This is a genomic window from Microcoleus sp. B4-C1 (assembly GCF_036705285.1).
In the GTDB taxonomy this organism is placed as follows: Bacteria; Cyanobacteriota; Cyanobacteriia; order Cyanobacteriales; family Microcoleaceae; genus Microcoleus.
Window position 1 is genome coordinate 1 of record NZ_JAUBUC010000123.1, and the last position, 16,175, is coordinate 16,175.

The 16,175-nt window shown below is 44.4% G+C and carries 15 protein-coding genes; 3 read left to right on the plus strand and 12 right to left on the minus strand.

Annotated elements, in window-relative coordinates:
* Positions 1-155: 155 nt before the first annotated feature.
* The 4 genes from QUB26_RS28980 to arsS form a co-directional block, all read right to left on the minus strand.
* A complete protein-coding gene (locus QUB26_RS28980; protein WP_333242452.1) occupies positions 156-1,055 on the minus strand; it encodes a class I SAM-dependent methyltransferase in 900 nt (299 codons plus the stop codon).
* Positions 1,056-1,308: 253 nt separating this feature from the next.
* The gene (locus QUB26_RS28985; RefSeq protein WP_333320762.1) at positions 1,309-3,873 is read right to left on the minus strand and encodes an ATP-binding protein; all 2,565 of its coding nucleotides are present in this window, start codon (positions 3,871-3,873) and stop codon (positions 1,309-1,311) included.
* A 295-nt stretch (positions 3,874-4,168) separates the two neighbouring features.
* Positions 4,169-4,894, minus strand: coding sequence for a TVP38/TMEM64 family protein (locus QUB26_RS28990; RefSeq protein ID WP_333242459.1), 726 nt, complete (start codon positions 4,892-4,894; stop codon positions 4,169-4,171).
* Between the two features lie 99 nt (positions 4,895-4,993).
* Positions 4,994-5,980, minus strand: coding sequence for an arsenosugar biosynthesis radical SAM (seleno)protein ArsS (gene arsS / locus QUB26_RS28995; RefSeq protein WP_333242462.1), 987 nt, complete (start codon positions 5,978-5,980; stop codon positions 4,994-4,996).
* 293 nt (positions 5,981-6,273) lie between these two features.
* Here arsS and QUB26_RS29000 point away from each other — a divergent pair, with 293 nt between their 5' ends.
* Positions 6,274-6,399, plus strand: coding sequence for a hypothetical protein (locus tag QUB26_RS29000; protein WP_333302686.1), 126 nt, complete (start codon positions 6,274-6,276; stop codon positions 6,397-6,399).
* Between the two features lie 8 nt (positions 6,400-6,407).
* Here QUB26_RS29000 and arsC read toward each other — a convergent pair whose 3' ends face one another.
* The 8 genes from arsC to QUB26_RS29040 all read right to left on the minus strand — a co-directional run bounded on the left by arsC (position 6,408) and on the right by QUB26_RS29040 (position 12,015).
* On the minus strand, positions 6,408-6,803 hold the full coding sequence (gene arsC, locus QUB26_RS29005; protein WP_333145636.1) for an arsenate reductase, glutathione/glutaredoxin type: 396 nt from the start codon (positions 6,801-6,803) through the stop codon (positions 6,408-6,410).
* A gap of 36 nt (positions 6,804-6,839) precedes the next feature.
* Entirely contained in the window at positions 6,840-7,496 is a 657-nt protein-coding gene (gene arsH, locus QUB26_RS29010; protein WP_333320764.1) for an arsenical resistance protein ArsH, read from the minus strand.
* A gap of 6 nt (positions 7,497-7,502) precedes the next feature.
* Positions 7,503-8,654 (minus strand): ACR3 family arsenite efflux transporter, encoded by a 1,152-nt coding sequence (gene arsB, locus QUB26_RS29015; RefSeq protein WP_333242468.1) that lies wholly within the window; start codon positions 8,652-8,654, stop codon positions 7,503-7,505.
* 36 nt (positions 8,655-8,690) lie between these two features.
* A complete protein-coding gene (locus tag QUB26_RS29020) occupies positions 8,691-9,719 on the minus strand; it encodes a PstS family phosphate ABC transporter substrate-binding protein (protein WP_333242471.1) in 1,029 nt (342 codons plus the stop codon).
* A 116-nt stretch (positions 9,720-9,835) separates the two neighbouring features.
* Positions 9,836-10,195, minus strand: a complete 360-nt coding sequence (locus QUB26_RS29025) for an ArsR/SmtB family transcription factor (RefSeq protein WP_242721630.1) — start codon at positions 10,193-10,195, stop codon at positions 9,836-9,838.
* 97 nt (positions 10,196-10,292) lie between these two features.
* Complete coding sequence (locus QUB26_RS29030; protein WP_333075830.1) at positions 10,293-10,547, minus strand: hypothetical protein; 255 nt, start codon at positions 10,545-10,547, stop codon at positions 10,293-10,295.
* 83 nt (positions 10,548-10,630) lie between these two features.
* Positions 10,631-11,230, minus strand: a complete 600-nt coding sequence (locus tag QUB26_RS29035; RefSeq protein ID WP_333242474.1) for a hypothetical protein — start codon at positions 11,228-11,230, stop codon at positions 10,631-10,633.
* A 110-nt stretch (positions 11,231-11,340) separates the two neighbouring features.
* The gene (locus QUB26_RS29040; RefSeq protein WP_333242477.1) at positions 11,341-12,015 is read right to left on the minus strand and encodes a HEAT repeat domain-containing protein; all 675 of its coding nucleotides are present in this window, start codon (positions 12,013-12,015) and stop codon (positions 11,341-11,343) included.
* Between the two features lie 289 nt (positions 12,016-12,304).
* Between QUB26_RS29040 and QUB26_RS29045 the strand changes: the two genes are divergently transcribed.
* Positions 12,305-13,558 (plus strand): transposase, encoded by a 1,254-nt coding sequence (locus QUB26_RS29045; protein WP_333320766.1) that lies wholly within the window; start codon positions 12,305-12,307, stop codon positions 13,556-13,558.
* Positions 13,559-13,652: 94 nt separating this feature from the next.
* Positions 13,653-16,115 carry a CBS domain-containing protein gene (locus QUB26_RS29050; RefSeq protein ID WP_333320769.1) on the plus strand — a complete coding sequence of 821 codons (2,463 nt, stop codon included), beginning with the start codon at positions 13,653-13,655 and terminating at the stop codon, positions 16,113-16,115.
* The last annotated feature ends 60 nt before the right edge of the window (positions 16,116-16,175 follow it).

Sequence of the window (16,175 nt, forward strand, 5' to 3'; positions counted from 1 at the left end):
ACAACCGTGTCTGCGGTTCTATAGCCTGCGGTCTCCGGTTCAATCGCCTGACTCTTTTAAGATACAAGGGGCGGGTTTTACCAACCATCTCAACCTAAAACTAACCATCTATGAAACCCGCCCCCAAAGGGCGAAAAATACACCTCAACAATAAATCAAGCCGGAGCTGGAATGCCCGGTAAATCGCCATCAAAATCAGGAGTTCGATCGCCCCAATTCCACCCCCTCGCCACCTTGGCCTGTTCCAAATCTTCCCCCGGCAAAGGTTTCACGCCCTGCGTCACCTGATTCACCCACCAGTGTTCGTGAGTTTGCACCGCGGCGAATCCTGCAGCCCCCACCCAAGCATCGAGGCTGCCAGCCGCGTAAGACTTAATATAAGGCTCTTCAAAGATATCAGTCAGCCACTCTGTTTGCTGCAAAGTTTTTTGGTTTCCGTCCAAAATTGCCACTTGTCCCCCAACCTTGAGCAGTCGGAAGCTTTCTCGCAAAATTGCCCGCGATACAGCAGGTGGCGTCTCGTGAAACAGCAAGGAAGCTGCGACTAAATCGAAGCTAGCATCGCCAAAAGCAACCCTTTCGGCATTTCCGTGCAACCACTGGATATTTAAGCCGGCTTTTTGCGCTTTCATGTCGGCAACTACCAGCATATAAGGCGACAAATCCAGCCCGACTACTTCCGCTTCGGGAAAAGCCTGCTTGAGCATGAGCGTTGTCGAACCGGTGCCGCATCCCAAATCGATGATTCGGCGCGGTTTCACCCGCACAGCGTCAATTAAGCCTTGCCTGACGACTGTTTCGTGGGGAGGCAAAACATATTGCGTGATGGGATCGTAGGAAACGGCGGCACTGGGGTTGAGATAGCCGCGTTTAATGCCGTGAAAGTTTTGGCTGCTGTAATATTCGGGATAAACTAAGTCGGGTTGTCGGTAGCGATCGCCCGCTGTTTCCCAGTCGATACCTTCGTAGAGTCGTTTCAGCGCTTCTTCGTCGATCGCCAGTCGCATCAGGGGCGACAAAAAGCGCTCGAAAATTGTATCCTTGCCAACAGCCATAAAACACCTTTAACAAAAACTCTTCTAATTTTAGCCAACCGCCGTAAATTTAGCATTTATTAAAACTGTTTAGCCCCCTCTTCCCTCTTCCTTCTATCCCTTACCTCCGTTAAAACGTTACAAAATCTGCGGGCTTCCTTTCCCACTTCCTACTTGTACGAGTTTAAACAAGGCAACTGTAGACAAGCTATAAACTCTTATTTTATCAGTCCTTCCCAAATCTAAAATCTAAAATCTAAAATCTAAAATCGTTTTACTTTCCGTTACTAATAGGAATTTTAACCAAAAATTCCGTTCCTCCCCCCGGAGGTTTAGCAATTGTGATGCTACCACCATGTCCATCTACTACAATTTTGTAGCTAATTGCTAACCCCAAACCCGTGCCTTTACCCACATCTTTAGTAGTAAAAAATGGGTTAAAAATTTGGTCTTTAACGCTGTCGGGAATGCCGGGGCCGTTGTCGGCGATCGCCACTTTCAGAAATTTACCGCCATGTTCGCGAACTACGCCCGTGGAAATAGTAATAATTTTATCCAGGCGATCGAGCTCGTTCAAGGCATCGATCGCATTACTCAGCAAGTTCATAAACACCTGATTGAGCTGAGACGGATAGCACTCGACTGAAGGCACTTTTCCGTATTTCTTGACTATATAAATTCTATTTTTAATGCGGTTGGAGAGCAGCAGCAAGGTATTTTCTATACCTTCGTGAATATCCGCTAGCTTTTTGTCAGATTCATCCAGGCGAGAAAAGTTCCGCAAAGAAAGAACTATGCTGCGAATGCGTTCGCTTCCTATTTTCATAGAATTCAATATATGCGGCAAATCCTCCTCGATAAATTCTAACTCGATTTCTTCGCTAAATTCTGCGATTTCCTGGGGAACCTCTGGGAATGCTTCTTTGTATAAACTCACCAACTCTAATAAATCTTTAGTATATTTGCTGGTGTGAGGCAAATTAGCCGAAATAAAGTTAACGGGGTTGTTGATTTCGTGCGCTATTCCAGCCACCATTTGACCTAGGGATGACATCTTTTCGCTCTGCACTAAATGAGTTTGAGTTTTTTTCAGTTCATTTAAGGCACTATTAAGCAGTTTTACTTGGTCTTGGGTTTGACTGTAAAGGTGAGCTTGAGTAATTGCGATCGCCAATTGGTCTGCTACAGCTTTTAACAGTTGAATTTCCTCCCGACTCCAAAGCCAATGAGTAGCGTGGCTGCAAATTAAATAACCCTGCGGCTGGTTCTGAGTCTGGACAGGTACGGCTAAATAGCTATTAGCTTTAAGTTCCGGCGGTTGAGTTACACCCTCCGCCCAAGTGTCGCTCGAAAGAATAATTGGTTCGCCTTGACCACTCCGTACTAACACATTTTCGATAAAGTAAGACTCAAACTTTAGGGCTTGTGTCGGAGAATCAGATGGGCAATATTCCCACAGGATTTGTAACGTTTTTTCTTGCGGTTTGTACCAACCAAAAGCCGCCCGTTCTAGGTGCAGCAAACTTACTATTTCTTCGACTGTACTTTGCACAATCTTGTCTAATTCAAGAGAAGCGCGAATACGTCCAGCAATCCGGTTGAGCATGGCTTCTCGCTCCGCTTGAGCGCGATTGTTTTCGGAGGAGTAAATTAGCCAAATGGCTGCTAGCATTGCCGGGATGAGCAGTCCGGCGACTACGGATGTCAGCAAATTTAATGCTTGCAGTTGGGATTCAATATTTTCGCGGGGAATTACTAAAGCCATCGACCAGTTAACTTCCTTGAGGGGAGCATAGGCTACATACACCCATTTGTTATCTATTTTTACCAGTTCGATGTTCGTCTGGCGGTCGATCATCTGCCGCGCAATTGTGGAGAGAGCGGGGTCTTTTGACTGTAAAAAGCTTGGGGCCTCCTGGTCGATATTTCCGATTAAGTTATTGTTGGGATGAACAATTGGCACTCCTTGTGAATTGAGCGCAAAAGCATAACTGTCGGAACCGTACAGCAAGCTGTTAGCGACAGATGTTACTCGGTCTAATTTTATGCTGCCCGAAAGGACTCCCATTACTTGATTTGGAGCGGGGGGCAATGCCCAAATAGGAGCTGAAATAATAATCGTAGAAACTTTTGTAGTGCGGCCGATCAGCGGGTCGGAAACGTTGAGCTGTCCGGCCATTGCTTTTTGAAAGTGTTGGCGGTCTTTGCTGTTCGCGCGGTTGCCTAGAGTATTGATAAATGAGCCGTCGGGTTGAGTTAATGACAGGATGAAATACTCTTTTAACCTGTATATTTCTCCTTGCAACCGGGGTTCGACTAATTGCCAATTGAGAGTGCTAACTGTAGGATCGTAAGCAATGGTTTCTATTTCTGCTTTGCGGCTGCTTAGCCAGCGGTCGATTTCATCGGTGCCTTTTTCTAGTTTTAATAGTGCTATTTGCTTTAAATTGTCAAGGATTAGTCCGCGCACAAAAAAATAGCTGATGCAAGCAGTTGTGCTAATGGTTAAAGCGGTGGTACCCAGAATTAGCAGGGTCAGCAAATGGCGGCGCTGCCGTCTGTGTTGCCAAAGACTGTGCGCTTGCTGCCACTGCGATTGAGCAGAATTGCTGATGTTGTCCCAGATTTGGCGCAGCTTTTTTGTTTGGTGTGGCGGCGGCGCAGACACAGATCCGGCTTGATTTGCTGGGTTTTGCATCATCAAATGTTCTCTCCGAATCAAATTCATCAAACTGTATTGGTCATTCGGCAGAATTAATATCAGCCAAGTCGTGAAACCAGTTTCAGAAAATAATGCAACTGTAGACCGGTGCTGCCAACCCTGGTGGTCATCAGTCATTCCCAATCTAAAATCTAAAATCTAAAATCTAAAATGGTAAGACTTACATTCGGGATTGCAAACAATTTTTCTTATGGTTGGGCACTCGCCTTCTATTTTGGCATCAATTTTATATTTCGACGTTCGATTTACCTATTTGAGGTTTGTGCTTTACGATATCTTTAATATCTATCTCGTTTGTATAACAAAATAATTGTAAATAACACAGAGAAAATACGGAGTTTTTTAGATTTCTAATGTATTATAATGTATGAGCAAAACTCTCTTGACAATTTTACTGATTTGTGCTTTGGTTTCAAGGGGAAATTTTTTCGTCTAAAGCTTTTTTAGCCAAGCGGGTTGCATAAACGGTGAGGGCGATCGTTGCTACCAAACCAATGCCGTAAAGAGTCCACTCAGCAGCAGTGCGCGATCGCCCGCTAGATCCAAGTGCAGCCAAACTCCCAGCCAGGGAACCGATATAAACATACATGACTGTTCCGGGAATCATGCCGATCCAAGATGCCAAAAAATAATCTTTTAGAGATACCTGCGTGACTCCAAAAGCATAGTTAAGCAAATTAAACGGAAAAATGGGAGAAAGTCGCGTCAGCAGCACAATTTTCCATCCTTCAGAAGCAACTGCGGAGTCGATCGCCTTAAATTGTTGATTGCCCTCTATCTGTTTGGAAACCCAGTCGCGAGTTAAATACCGCCCTACCAAAAAAGCGCAAGTTGCGCCTAAAACTGAGCCGATGGAAACACAAACCGAACCGCCAACGACTCCAAACAAAACGCCCGAACCTAGAGTCAGCAAAGAACCGGGGATAAATAGAACGGTTGCGACAATGTAAATGAGAATAAAAGCTGCCGGGCCCCACGGGCCGAGACTCGCGATCGACTCCAAGGCATTTTTCAGAATTCCTTGAAAGTTAAAAAACCTAGTCGCTGCAATTAAAGCCACAGCTAAACCAATCCCTAAAATCAGTTTCCACCTATTTGATGGCGGCGGATTTTCATCGGGCGATCGCGAATCATTCATTACCTAAACTCTCCACTCATTCATTGCATACACCGTAAGGTCTATAGTTGCGCTTTAGCGCTAAAAAACTTTGTAATAAAGCGCAACTTTTCCCTTAAATTAAATCAAAGTACCGCCACAGCTAGAACCGCTACCCGCCGTACAGCCGTAACAATAAGCAGCCGTTTGCACATCTTGAATCACATCTAAACTGCCAGATGCAAGCAATTTAGCAGTATTTATCTTTTCCCCACTGCCAGTTTTCGCCGGCAGATTTTCCATTTGGTTAAAATCGCAGTCGTAGACATTGCCCAAATAGTCGATCGACAATTCGTTACGGCACATTAAATGTTCCAGAGTACCGGGATTAAAATTATCCTCCAAAAACCCCAGATAAGGCTTGTGAAGTTTCTTATGTTCCAAATGAAACTTAGTCCGTCCCACCGGCAAATTAGTAATCGCGAACAATTGATTAAAACAAATCCCAAAATCTTCGGCTAAATAAACCTTGTAATCTTCCTCTAACTTGCCTTGTTCCGGTGTTAGCGAAAACTTGTCTGTTGCCGGCACTTGTGGATTGTACACCAAATCCAGAATTAAATTTGGCTTTTTTCCGTATCCCAACTGATTTAGCTTTTGCAGCGCCCGAATCGAACTGTCAAAAACACCGTTGCCACGCATTTTGTCCACATTGTCAGCTTGGTAGCAGGGAAGCGACGCCACAATTCTGAGTTGGTTCTGGGCGCAATATTCAGGAATATCTTCAAAACCTTTTTCAAAGTAAATAGTCAAATTAGAACGAACAATTACCTCTTTACCTGCAGCCCTGGCAGCTTCCGCTAGCGGTTTAAAACCGTAAAGCATTTCGGGAGCACCGCCGGTGAGGTCAACAGTTTGAATTTGAGGAAAGCGGCGAATGATTTCAATTAATTGGTCGCAAATTTCCGGGGAAAGTTCTTCTGTTCGTGTCGGGCTAGCTTCTACGTGGCAGTGAGTGCAAGCGAGGTTGCAGCGTTTGCCGAGATTAATTTGTAAAACTGTAATCTGCTTTTTAGTTAAAGCTGAGTGAAGTTTGTTTTTGAAAGGCGTGACTGCGGTCTGAATCATGTGCTAAACTTTTTAGTCTCTGCTCGCAACGGATTTAGAGGCGTTCCGGCGGAACGCCTCTCATAATTTAGCACTAATTCTTTGGATGCGAAAGCGACAAATTTTAACTGTCGCTACAAAGTTAATTGAAACTCACATCTTGCACCATTCTTAGAAACAGGCTTTTCGGCCTGTTCCACAGGAGATTAATTTTCTTGTGGAACAGGCCGAAAAGCCTGTTCATAAAAGCCTTATTGACAATACTGCAACTCAGTTAAAGCTGACATCTTACACCATTCTCAATAACAGGCAAGATGCCTGTTCCACAAAAGAGGAATTTTGTTGTTGTGGAACAGGCCGAAAAGCCTGTTCAGAAAAGGCTTATTGACAATACTGCAAGAGCTGAGTTAAAACCGACAAGGCAAGAATTCTCATTTTGACAGTCATCTTACTTTAGAGAGTCCACTAATTTCTCAACTCGTGCTTTAATTTCATCTCGAACGCGGTGAAAAGTTTCGATGGGTTGTCCGTCGGGATCGTCGAGTTGCCAATCTTCAAACACTTCTCGCAATACCCACGCTTCGGGTAAATTCACGCCGCAGCCACAGAGAGAAATTACTGCATCGTAGTCTTCTGCATTGAATTCGTTTAATGGGTTGGATGTTTGATCGGTGATGTCAATGCCGATTTCTGACATGACTTGAATTGCTGTCGGATGAACTCTGCTTGATTCTAACCCGGAACTGGTGACTCCAATCTTGCCGGCGCCGATGGTTTTAGCAAATCCTTCTGCCATTTGCGATCTGCAGGAGTTTCTTTTGCACACAAACATTACTTTTTTCATGGTTTTTGTTGGTTGTTAGTTGTGAGTTGTTAGTTGTTAGTTAGATGTTTCAAGGGCGCGATTTGCTAGGGCGATCGCCTCTTTAGCTGCTTGTTCCTTGCGTTCGCTGTAGCGATCGGTCAAATATTCGGTTTGCTCCCGCAACAGCAAGGTAAACTTGTACAGTTCCTCCATTACGTCGATCGCGCGATCGCGATAAGGCGAATCCTTCATCGTCCCATCTTCATTAAATTCCTGATAAGCCTTAGCAACCGAAGACTGATTCGGAATCGTAAACATCCGCATCCAGCGGCCCAAAATTCTCAAAGTATTGACAGCATTAAAAGACTGCGAACCACCGCTGACTTGCATCACCGCCAAAGTTCGACCTTGAGTTGGTCTGACAGCCCCAATATTTAAAGGAATCCAGTCAATTTGATTTTTCATAATGCCAGTAATATTACCGTGCATTTCTGGACTAGACCACACTTGACCCTCCGACCACAGGCTCAATTCCCGCAACTCTTGAACCTTCGGATGCGTATCGGGAACGCTACCATAAATCGGCAATTCTAGAGGATTAAAAAACCTAACTTCGGCACCGAAACCCTCAATAATTCGAGCAGATTCTTCCGCCAACAAGCGGCTGTAAGAACGCTCTCTTAAAGAGCCATATAAAAAAAGAATTCTGGGTTTATGAGTGAATTCGTTCATGAGATTCTAGCAATTGGAATTGGGAAGACAACGAGGGTCTCGCAGCGAGGCAGTTTCTGGTTTTCTGGGGAACCAAAATGCTGTTCGCTTGCAGATTTCTACTAACATTAACATCACTGGAACCTCAATTAAAACACCGACAACTGTAGCCAAGGCTGCACCTGAGTTTAAGCCAAAAAGCATCACAGCCGTAGCAATCGCTACCTCAAAATGATTGCTGGCCCCAATCAGGGCGGCCGGTGCTGAATCTTCGTAGCACAGGTTGAGTTTTAAAGCTGCTACATAAGAAATCAGGAAAATGAAGTTTGTCTGGATAAACAGAGGCACAGCAATTAAAAGAATGTGCAGAGGATTGTTAACAATCAACTCTCCTTTGAAGGCAAACAAAAGAATTAGCGTAATCAAAAGGGCCGCCGTAGCAACTGGACTCAGATATTGCATGAACTCTCGTTCAAACCATTCTCGCCCTTTATGTTTGAAAATCCAGAAACGGCTATACATTCCGGCCGCTAAGGGCAAACCGACATAAATGAATACAGACAATACTATTGTCTGCCAAGGAACAACTAAATCATTTGCTGCTAACAGCCATCTGCCTAATGGTGCATATAAAAACAGCATTGCTAGGGAATTAATGGCAACCATAACGAGGGTATGTCCTTGATTGCCGTAGGACAGATATCCCCACATTAAAACCATCGCAGTACAGGGGGCAATTCCTAATAATATTGTACCTGCAATGTAGGAACTAGCGATGGAGACTTCACTGCCACGAATTATTTCGGTGCCGGTAATGAGGGGGCGAAATAGCCAACCTAAGAAAAACTGAGAAAATGCTACCATTGTAAATGGTTTGATAACCCAGTTGACGACTAATGTTAAAATCACTGGTTTGGGCGTTCGCGCTGCATTAGCCGCCTGGGTAAAGTCTATTTTTACCATGATGGGATACATCATAAAAAATAGACAAATGGCAATAGGAATTGACACCTGGTAAAAGCTCAGAGCATCAAGGGTGACGGCGACGCTAGGGAATAATCTACCGAGAATAATACCGGCTAAAATGCAAAGAAATACCCAAAGGGTGAGGTATCTTTCAAAAAAACTGAGCTTGCTTCCTGCTTGGACAGGTGAGTTAGTTGCTTGAGGATGGTTCATTTAGTTAACTGGTAAGTGAAACTTTATGAGAAAAGATTAAAATTTTGCCTCTTTTCGTAATAACTCTCCAATGGTTAAGTCAAACCTAGCTTGACCCTCGAAGAAAGTCCCAACTTTGCCATTGTAGAAATTCTTGTAAATCAGTTGATAGCCTTCGCTTGGTAGGGGAATGTAACCGACCGACTGGACTAAACTTGGTGCTTTTTTCATGTAGAATTGCACAAACTCGCCCACCTCTGGTTTATTTTGGACAGCGGTGTAACTGACATAGATAAAAAGAGGTCTACCGAGGGGTTGATATTGAGCGTTTTCTACAGTTTGTATGCTGGGTAGAACTGGCCCTTTACCATTGTCTATTCCTAATGCTTTTAATTGATTTTGATTGGTTTCGTAATAGCTTAATCCAAAGTAACCCAAGGCATTTGGATCTTTGATAACTCCTTGGGCTAAAACATTATCATCTTCACTAGCTGTATAGTCGGTACGGCTGGATTTCGCAGTACCTACTGTTGCTTCTGTGAAGTAGTCAAATGTACCGGAATCTTTGCCTGCACCGTAAAGGGTTATAGGTTGATTTGGCCAATTAGGTCGAATCTGATTCCAGCGGGTAATTTTTCCTTGGGCGGCGGGTTCCCAAAGTTTTTTTAGTTCGGCTACTGTGATGTCTTTTGCCCAGCTATTGTTGGGATTGACTACTACTGTGAGCGCGTCAAAGGCGACTGGTAATTCGTAGTAGCGGATGCCTGCTTTGTTGCAGGCTTCCATTTCCCCTGCGCTGATGGGGCGCGAGGCGTTGCTGATGTCTGTTTCGCCAGCACAAAACTTTCTAAATCCTCCACCTGTACCGGAGAATTCAACAGTAATTGATGCTTTTTTGGGATTGGTATTTTGATATTCTTTGGCGATCGCATCCGTAATTGGATACACGGTGCTGGAACCGTCTATTTTAATGCTTTGCGATTCTGGCGACTGGACTTGTCCGCAGGAGCTGAGAAGCCCGATCGCACCTATGGTCAAAGCAATTATACTTAGTGCGGAAACCTTGGCCTTTTCTGCTCGGTTCATTGACCTCACCCAATGCCATAACTAAGGGGTACACTGGAATCATATCAATAAAATTTGATATGTCAAGTATGAGGGAAGACAAACAGGCAATCAACACATTAAGAAATGTTGATGGGTTAATCTGCGTCAGAACAGGGGCGTGCCGGCAGGATCTGGCTGAAGCGGCGGTATTCGGCGAGGTACTGTTCGAGGGCGACAAACTGAGCTAAATTGAGGCTGTAGTAAATCCAGCGGCCTTCTTGGCGGCTGCGGACTAAAGCTGCATCCTTCAAGGCTTTGAGGTGAAAAGAGAGTTTAGGCTGAGGGACAGAAAGCCGATCGCACAATTCGCAAACGCACAACTCCTGTTCTCGCAGCAACTCCAGAATCTGAATCCGCAGGGGGTCAGAAAGAGCGTGAAAGCCTGCGGAGACAAGTTTTTCCGAAATCTGTCGCTGTGAAATGCGATCGGGCGCAGCCGTAGAATTTTTAAGCATCAATTATTTAGAAAACATCCATACAAAACATTATAATTTCTCAAGCTTAATCCCAGAAAATCAGTGCATTCAGCATCGACAGATTCTTCGGAGTTGATTACTTGGGATTCTGTACCCTTGCCGGCACATCAGTGAGTCCGGCTTTCTGCATCAGCGAAATCACCCCTATAGATAGAATTCCCCCAATAATTGCCCCGACAACTACCAGGATGATAAAGACTTTTTGCAGAGTTTTTTTAGTTGCCGGGTGGTACTGTTTCGGCAATGCTTCACCTTGCTCGTCAACTTCTTGCTCCAAGGGGTCTAGCGGATTGGAGGGATTTGAGTTAAAGGGATTGGGCGCTTGATTCATGGCTGGCTTTGGTTAAAGGATATCAAGAACTATTTTAACTTGCGATTTGCCGTCGCAGCTTATATAATACATTCTGGTTTCACTCAAGACTCTATAAAATTTATCAAGATACCGAGAATTTTACCAACATTATTAATAAAATATTCGCTGGTGTCAATCTCGATCGCAATTCCTTCTAGTTTGAAAAATTTCCAAATACTTCCAGTGGTGATCACTCCATAAATGGTCTGAATGTCATTTTCTTGACGCTGGTTAAATATTTGTGCTGCGATCGTTTCTGCCATGCACTGTCCTAAGCCGGATTGGATGTTGTCATTTTTGGCTTCAACCAAGGCGATAACTGGGGATTCAATGACTAGCTGTTCCGGCGATCGGCTAATTAGAAAATCGCAATAACCGCTCAAACCCCTAGCAGCGTCTACATTGAATTCTCGACCTGAAAATAAACTCATCCGTTGCGGCAGCAGTTTTTTAATCTCAACTAATATTGGCGCGACAATTAGCTCGGAGCGAGCTTTCTCGGAATTAATTTCTAGTGCTAAAGGCAGATTGAATTGCAAAGTTTCTTGCAAAAAACTGCTTGGTTCTATTTCGGGAATGTCAGCAAACAAGCCCATCTTGCTCGAAAAGGCGATGCCGAAAGTTGCCTTAATTTGTTCTATGCTAAATTGACTGTAGGGCATTTAACTCCCTCTCTCAAAACAATAATTTTTTCAAACATCGCAGCCGGGGCGGGTTGCTCTAATTTTACTACTTAAATTACAGATTTTAGTGAACCCGCCTCTACAAATTTTTACACTTCTGCTTTTGACAAACGATCGAGAGAAATTGTTGCCGCCTCAGATACTTGAGAATTACTATCTTTTTCTAAGTATTTCAAAGCCGAAACGCTCTTAATACTCGGCAAATTGCCCAAAGCTTCAGCCAGCCTCTGGCGGATCAGCCAATCTTCCGACTGAGCAAAATTGAGGATGCGATCGATCGCCCCAATATCTTTAATTTCCCCCAAAGCCGAAATTGCCGCCTGCTGGATCACCACTTGATCGCTGTCGAGAGCTTTCAGCAGCACATCGCGAGCCCGGGGATCTTTGAGATTCCCCAGAGAAACAGCAGCGCTGAAGCGCACCAGCCATTGAGTATCTTCGTAAAAAGCGCGCACCAAAGCATCAAAAGCTCTGATATCTTCGAGATAGCCCAAAGCACCCGCAGCGTCAGCGCGAATGCCGTAATCCGGGTCTGTTTCTAGCAATTTGACTAGAATAGGATAGCACTCTGCTGTCGGTTTGACCCCAAGAGCAAACACAGCCATCGATCGTACTTGCAAACTTTCGTCGTTCAACACCTTTTTAATCAAAGGCACCGCCTCTGCGGCAGGCACATTCCGCAAGTTGGCCAAAGCCACCATGCGATCGGCGGAATTTTGGCTTTCTAACTTGGCTGCAATTTGCTCTAAGCTTAAAGTTGTCATTATGGATAAATCTTGTAGTAAAACTTTACATTCGGGTTATTTTGATTATAGGGGAGTCTCAGGGGAAAAGCAGGCCGTAAAAACCGCCCTGCGTATTTGAGATGAATGAGATTGCGGATTATTTCCATTAATCTGAAGCTCAGATTAATGGAAATAATCAATTAGAAAGTCTATTATTTAAGTCGCAAGCACAGGCGAGGTGTTACACTATATCGGATAATCCCTAGACTTTATTGTACAGTGCTTAACAAAGCAACAAAAAACTTTTCGTTTATCCCCCAAAAAAATTATGATTGTCGTTGAAAGGCATTACATAGATCTGCAGCATCAGTTTTTTAAACAGTTTGATGACTTATCTTTCCTGTCCAAAAATCTCTACAATCATGGTAACTATTACATGAGGCAACACTTTTTTAACTCTGGGTCAAAAGTTGGCGCTGCCAAGAGTCTAAAACAGTTATATGCCATCCTAAAACCCACAGCCGACTATAAATCCTTACCTGCTAAAATTAGCACTCAAGTTCTCAAACAACTTATTCACGACTGGGAGGACTGGAAAAAGTCAATCAAGGCTTATTACCGAGATATCCATCAATTTTCATCCCCCCCCCGAATTCCCAAATACAAACATAAAACCTGTGGACGTAACTTGTTAATTTATGATAACCAATCGATAGAACAAAGGGAAAAAAATAAAAATAATGGGCTACTTCATTTATCTCAAAGTGACATAATAATTGCTACAAAAGCCCAAGATGTCATAGAGGTAAGGATAGTTCCTGCCACAGCGACCTACGTTGTTGAGGTTGTTTATAAAAAGCCTGTAACGTTGGTGGATTTAAACCCTCAACTCATAGCAGGTAGAGATTTAGGGATTGATAACCTCGTCGCTTTAGCATCAAATAAGCCAACATTTACTCCAACTCTCTATGATGGAAAACATCTCAGATCAATCAATCAAGGTTTCAATAAGCGCCGAGCCTTTTTACAGTCAAAACTTGAGAAAGGGAAATATACCACACCTCAAATCCAGCAAATCATCTTTAAGCGAAACAAGCGAGTTGAAAACTATCTTCATCAAACCAGCAGTTTGATAGTCAAGCGGTTGGTGGACGCTCAAATCGGGCAGTTAGTTATTGGGAAAAATGTGGGGTGGAAACAAAATTTACAATTAGGAAAAAAAACGAATCAGACGTTTGTAGCAATTCCTCACGCCAAGCTCATAGAAATGATTACTTACAAAGCTGAGTTAGTGGGGATAAAGGTAACAGTTACAGAAGAATCTTATACAAGTAAGTGCCGCTTTTTGGATTTAGAGCCTGTCGGTAAGCAAGAGTCTTACCAGGGTAAGAGAGTTAAACGTGGGTTGTTTCGGTCGGGGAATGAAACGCTGATTAATGCTGATGTGAATGCAGCACTAAATATGATTAGAAAAGTAAACGGAAACTCACCCTTTGAGGAGTGCAGCAACCGTATAGAGGTGTTTGCAGTTTCACCTGTACGGGTTTCACCTGTACGAAAAGAGCCACAAAAAATCCGGTAATGTCAAGTATTGCCCGGTTTTTTGTGAACTGTTTCTGCCGTTCCCCAAGGCTTTGCCCGATCGTTAGCCGCCCTCTGACAACCTGCCATCCACTATGCCGTTCTACCACCCGCCCTTTTACTCCTCAGCCTTAGAACAAGCGATCGATCGCTACCCCCTCACTGCCGGGCCAGAAACTTCCTTAGCAGTGGCGATCGCGCTGATGAGTCAGTTGCAAAACAGTTGTCCCCTAGTCAAAACACCTGTACCCTCAGACCGGGGGGCGATGACCGAAACATCCGCGCCGGAAAAGGTGCGGGCCCGCTGCGTGTTCGTCGTCCAGAACCAGCAGACTATTACCACAGGCAACTTATCCGACAACCCCAGCCGCGGACTGTTAATCGGCATATTAACTCCCGCCGACCTAGTGAGGCTGATAGCTTCTGGCACAATAGACAGCCAGCACAAAGTAGCCCTGCACAAAATACCAATTTCCGAAGTGATGTCCCCGGTGTCGGTCTCCCTCACAGAATCCGACGACCAAGACGTGTTTACCGCCTTATCCTTATTTCGCCAGCACAAGATTCGCTATTTGCCGATCGTCAATCAATTTCGCCACTTGGTAGGAGTGCTGACACGGGAAAGAATTCGCCAAGTATTGCAGCCTTCAAACATTCTTAAATTGCGGCGGGTAGCAGAATTAATGACTACGCCAATTACAGCGCCTCACACTGCCTCGCTGCTGAGCATAACCGAACTGATGTCAGAGCATCAAGTCAGTTGCGTAGTGATTACAAAAAACAAAGAATTAACAATGGAGAAACCCAAAGATGACTATACCTCCATTTTTCACTATTCCTTTCACCAACCCCTGGGAATTATTACCGAATATGACATTGTGCAGGCACAGTTTCTTGAACTAAATTTCAAGCAAACCCCAGGTCAAAAAATCATGAGAACTCCCCTGCAATTTCTTCAACCCTCCGATTCCCTATGGACGGCGCACAAAGAAATGCAGCAGCAACAAGTGCAGCGGTTAGTCGTGTGCGGGGGGCGCGGAGAACTGTTGGGCATTATTACTCAGACCAGCTTGCTCAGAGTCCTCGACCCCACGGAAATGTATCGAGTTGTCAAACAGTTGCAGCAGTCGGTTTATCAATTGCAAGCCGAAAAAGTGGAACTGTTGCAAAGCCGCAACGCCAAACTGGAACAGCAGGTGCGGGAACGGACGGCAAAACTCCACGAACAATTGCAGCGCGATCGGCTGTTAACTCACATTTCCTTGCGGATTCACCAATCCTTAAACCTCGAAGAAATTCTCAACGCCAGCGTCGATGAAGTCCGCCAAGTTTTGCAAGCTGACCGAGTAGCCATCCTGCATTTAGAGTCGAGCAATTACGGCATTGTAGTGGCAGAATCAGTTGCCGAAAATGGGCCTTCAATCTTAGGAGAAATCCTGCCCGATAATATTTGGCAAGAATCTGCTTCGGTGATAGAACAGGAAATTTATGCCGTCCCCGACATCGACCAAGCCCGTTTGAGTGCCGAAAAATATGCCTGGTTCCACCAAGCGCAAATCAAAGCTTATTTGATTGTACCAATTTTGCAAGACGGCAATTTGTGGGGGATGATGTGTGTTCATCAGTGTTCCCAATCCCGTCAGTGGCAGCCTTCGGAAGTGGATTTGCTGCTGCAACTGGCAACTCAAATCGCGATCGCCATTCAGCAAGCCCAACTCTATCAGCAAGTCCAAAATCTCAACACCGACCTCGAACGCCAAGTCCAAGAACGCACCGCAGAATTGCAGCAAAAAGTTCACGAACTCCAGCATTTAAATGTCCTTAAAGATGAATTTCTCAGCACAGTTTCTCACGAACTGCGGACGCCTTTAGCTAATATAAAAATGGCTATTCATATGTTGAGAATTTCTCCCACGCTAGATCGACGCCAGATTTATCTAGAAATTTTAGAAACAGAATGTACTAGAGAAACAGACTTGATTAATGCTTTGCTAGATTTGCAGCGGCTCGAAGCTGCAACTTGTCCGATCGACCTCGAACCAGTAAACTTAGAACTCTGGCTGCCTACTATTATCGACCCGTTTTACACCCGGGCCCACGACCGCCACCAGGATTTGCGAGTAGAGTGCGATCGTCACCTCCCCACGATCAGTTCCAACCGCGCTAGTTTGGGACGAATTTTAGCCGAACTCCTCAACAATGCCTGCAAATATACTGCCAATGGCGGCGAAATTTTTCTGAAAGTTGAGTGCAAAAACGGAGAGGGGGAACAAGGAGAACAAAGGACAAATTCGCGACAAGCAAGTGCTGTGGCTTCAGAAATCCAATTTACACTCAGCAATCAATCGTCCATCTCAATAGAGGAATTGCCTCGAATCTTTGAGAAATTTTATCGAGTTCCCAACGCAGATCCTTGGAAACAAGGAGGTACAGGTTTGGGTTTAGCTTTGGTTCAAAAACTTGTGGAACAGTTGCAGGGAAAAATTGAGGTTGAAAGCAGCAATGGCTGGACTAATTTTATCGTTACATTTCCTACCAACCCATTGGTGACAAGTTAAGACTGTAAGTCTTTTGTCAAGAGGCTTTTAGAGAATTGTTGAAAAAAAACTGGTCAGACC

Coding starts and splice junctions, on each gene's coding strand:
- QUB26_RS28980 (WP_333242452.1), bottom strand. CDS start 1,055: ATGGCTGTTGGCAAGGATACAATTTTCGAGCGCTTTTTGTCGCCCCTG.
- QUB26_RS28985 (WP_333320762.1), bottom strand. CDS start 3,873: ATGACTGATGACCACCAGGGTTGGCAGCACCGGTCTACAGTTGCATTA.
- QUB26_RS28990 (WP_333242459.1), bottom strand. CDS start 4,894: ATGAATGATTCGCGATCGCCCGATGAAAATCCGCCGCCATCAAATAGG.
- arsS (WP_333242462.1), bottom strand. CDS start 5,980: ATGATTCAGACCGCAGTCACGCCTTTCAAAAACAAACTTCACTCAGCT.
- QUB26_RS29000 (WP_333302686.1), top strand. CDS start 6,274: ATGCCTGTTCCACAAAAGAGGAATTTTGTTGTTGTGGAACAGGCCGAA.
- arsC (WP_333145636.1), bottom strand. CDS start 6,803: ATGAAAAAAGTAATGTTTGTGTGCAAAAGAAACTCCTGCAGATCGCAA.
- arsH (WP_333320764.1), bottom strand. CDS start 7,496: ATGAACGAATTCACTCATAAACCCAGAATTCTTTTTTTATATGGCTCT.
- arsB (WP_333242468.1), bottom strand. CDS start 8,654: ATGAACCATCCTCAAGCAACTAACTCACCTGTCCAAGCAGGAAGCAAG.
- QUB26_RS29020 (WP_333242471.1), bottom strand. CDS start 9,719: ATGAACCGAGCAGAAAAGGCCAAGGTTTCCGCACTAAGTATAATTGCT.
- QUB26_RS29025 (WP_242721630.1), bottom strand. CDS start 10,195: ATGCTTAAAAATTCTACGGCTGCGCCCGATCGCATTTCACAGCGACAG.
- QUB26_RS29030 (WP_333075830.1), bottom strand. CDS start 10,547: ATGAATCAAGCGCCCAATCCCTTTAACTCAAATCCCTCCAATCCGCTA.
- QUB26_RS29035 (WP_333242474.1), bottom strand. CDS start 11,230: ATGCCCTACAGTCAATTTAGCATAGAACAAATTAAGGCAACTTTCGGC.
- QUB26_RS29040 (WP_333242477.1), bottom strand. CDS start 12,015: ATGACAACTTTAAGCTTAGAGCAAATTGCAGCCAAGTTAGAAAGCCAA.
- QUB26_RS29045 (WP_333320766.1), top strand. CDS start 12,305: ATGATTGTCGTTGAAAGGCATTACATAGATCTGCAGCATCAGTTTTTT.
- QUB26_RS29050 (WP_333320769.1), top strand. CDS start 13,653: ATGCCGTTCTACCACCCGCCCTTTTACTCCTCAGCCTTAGAACAAGCG.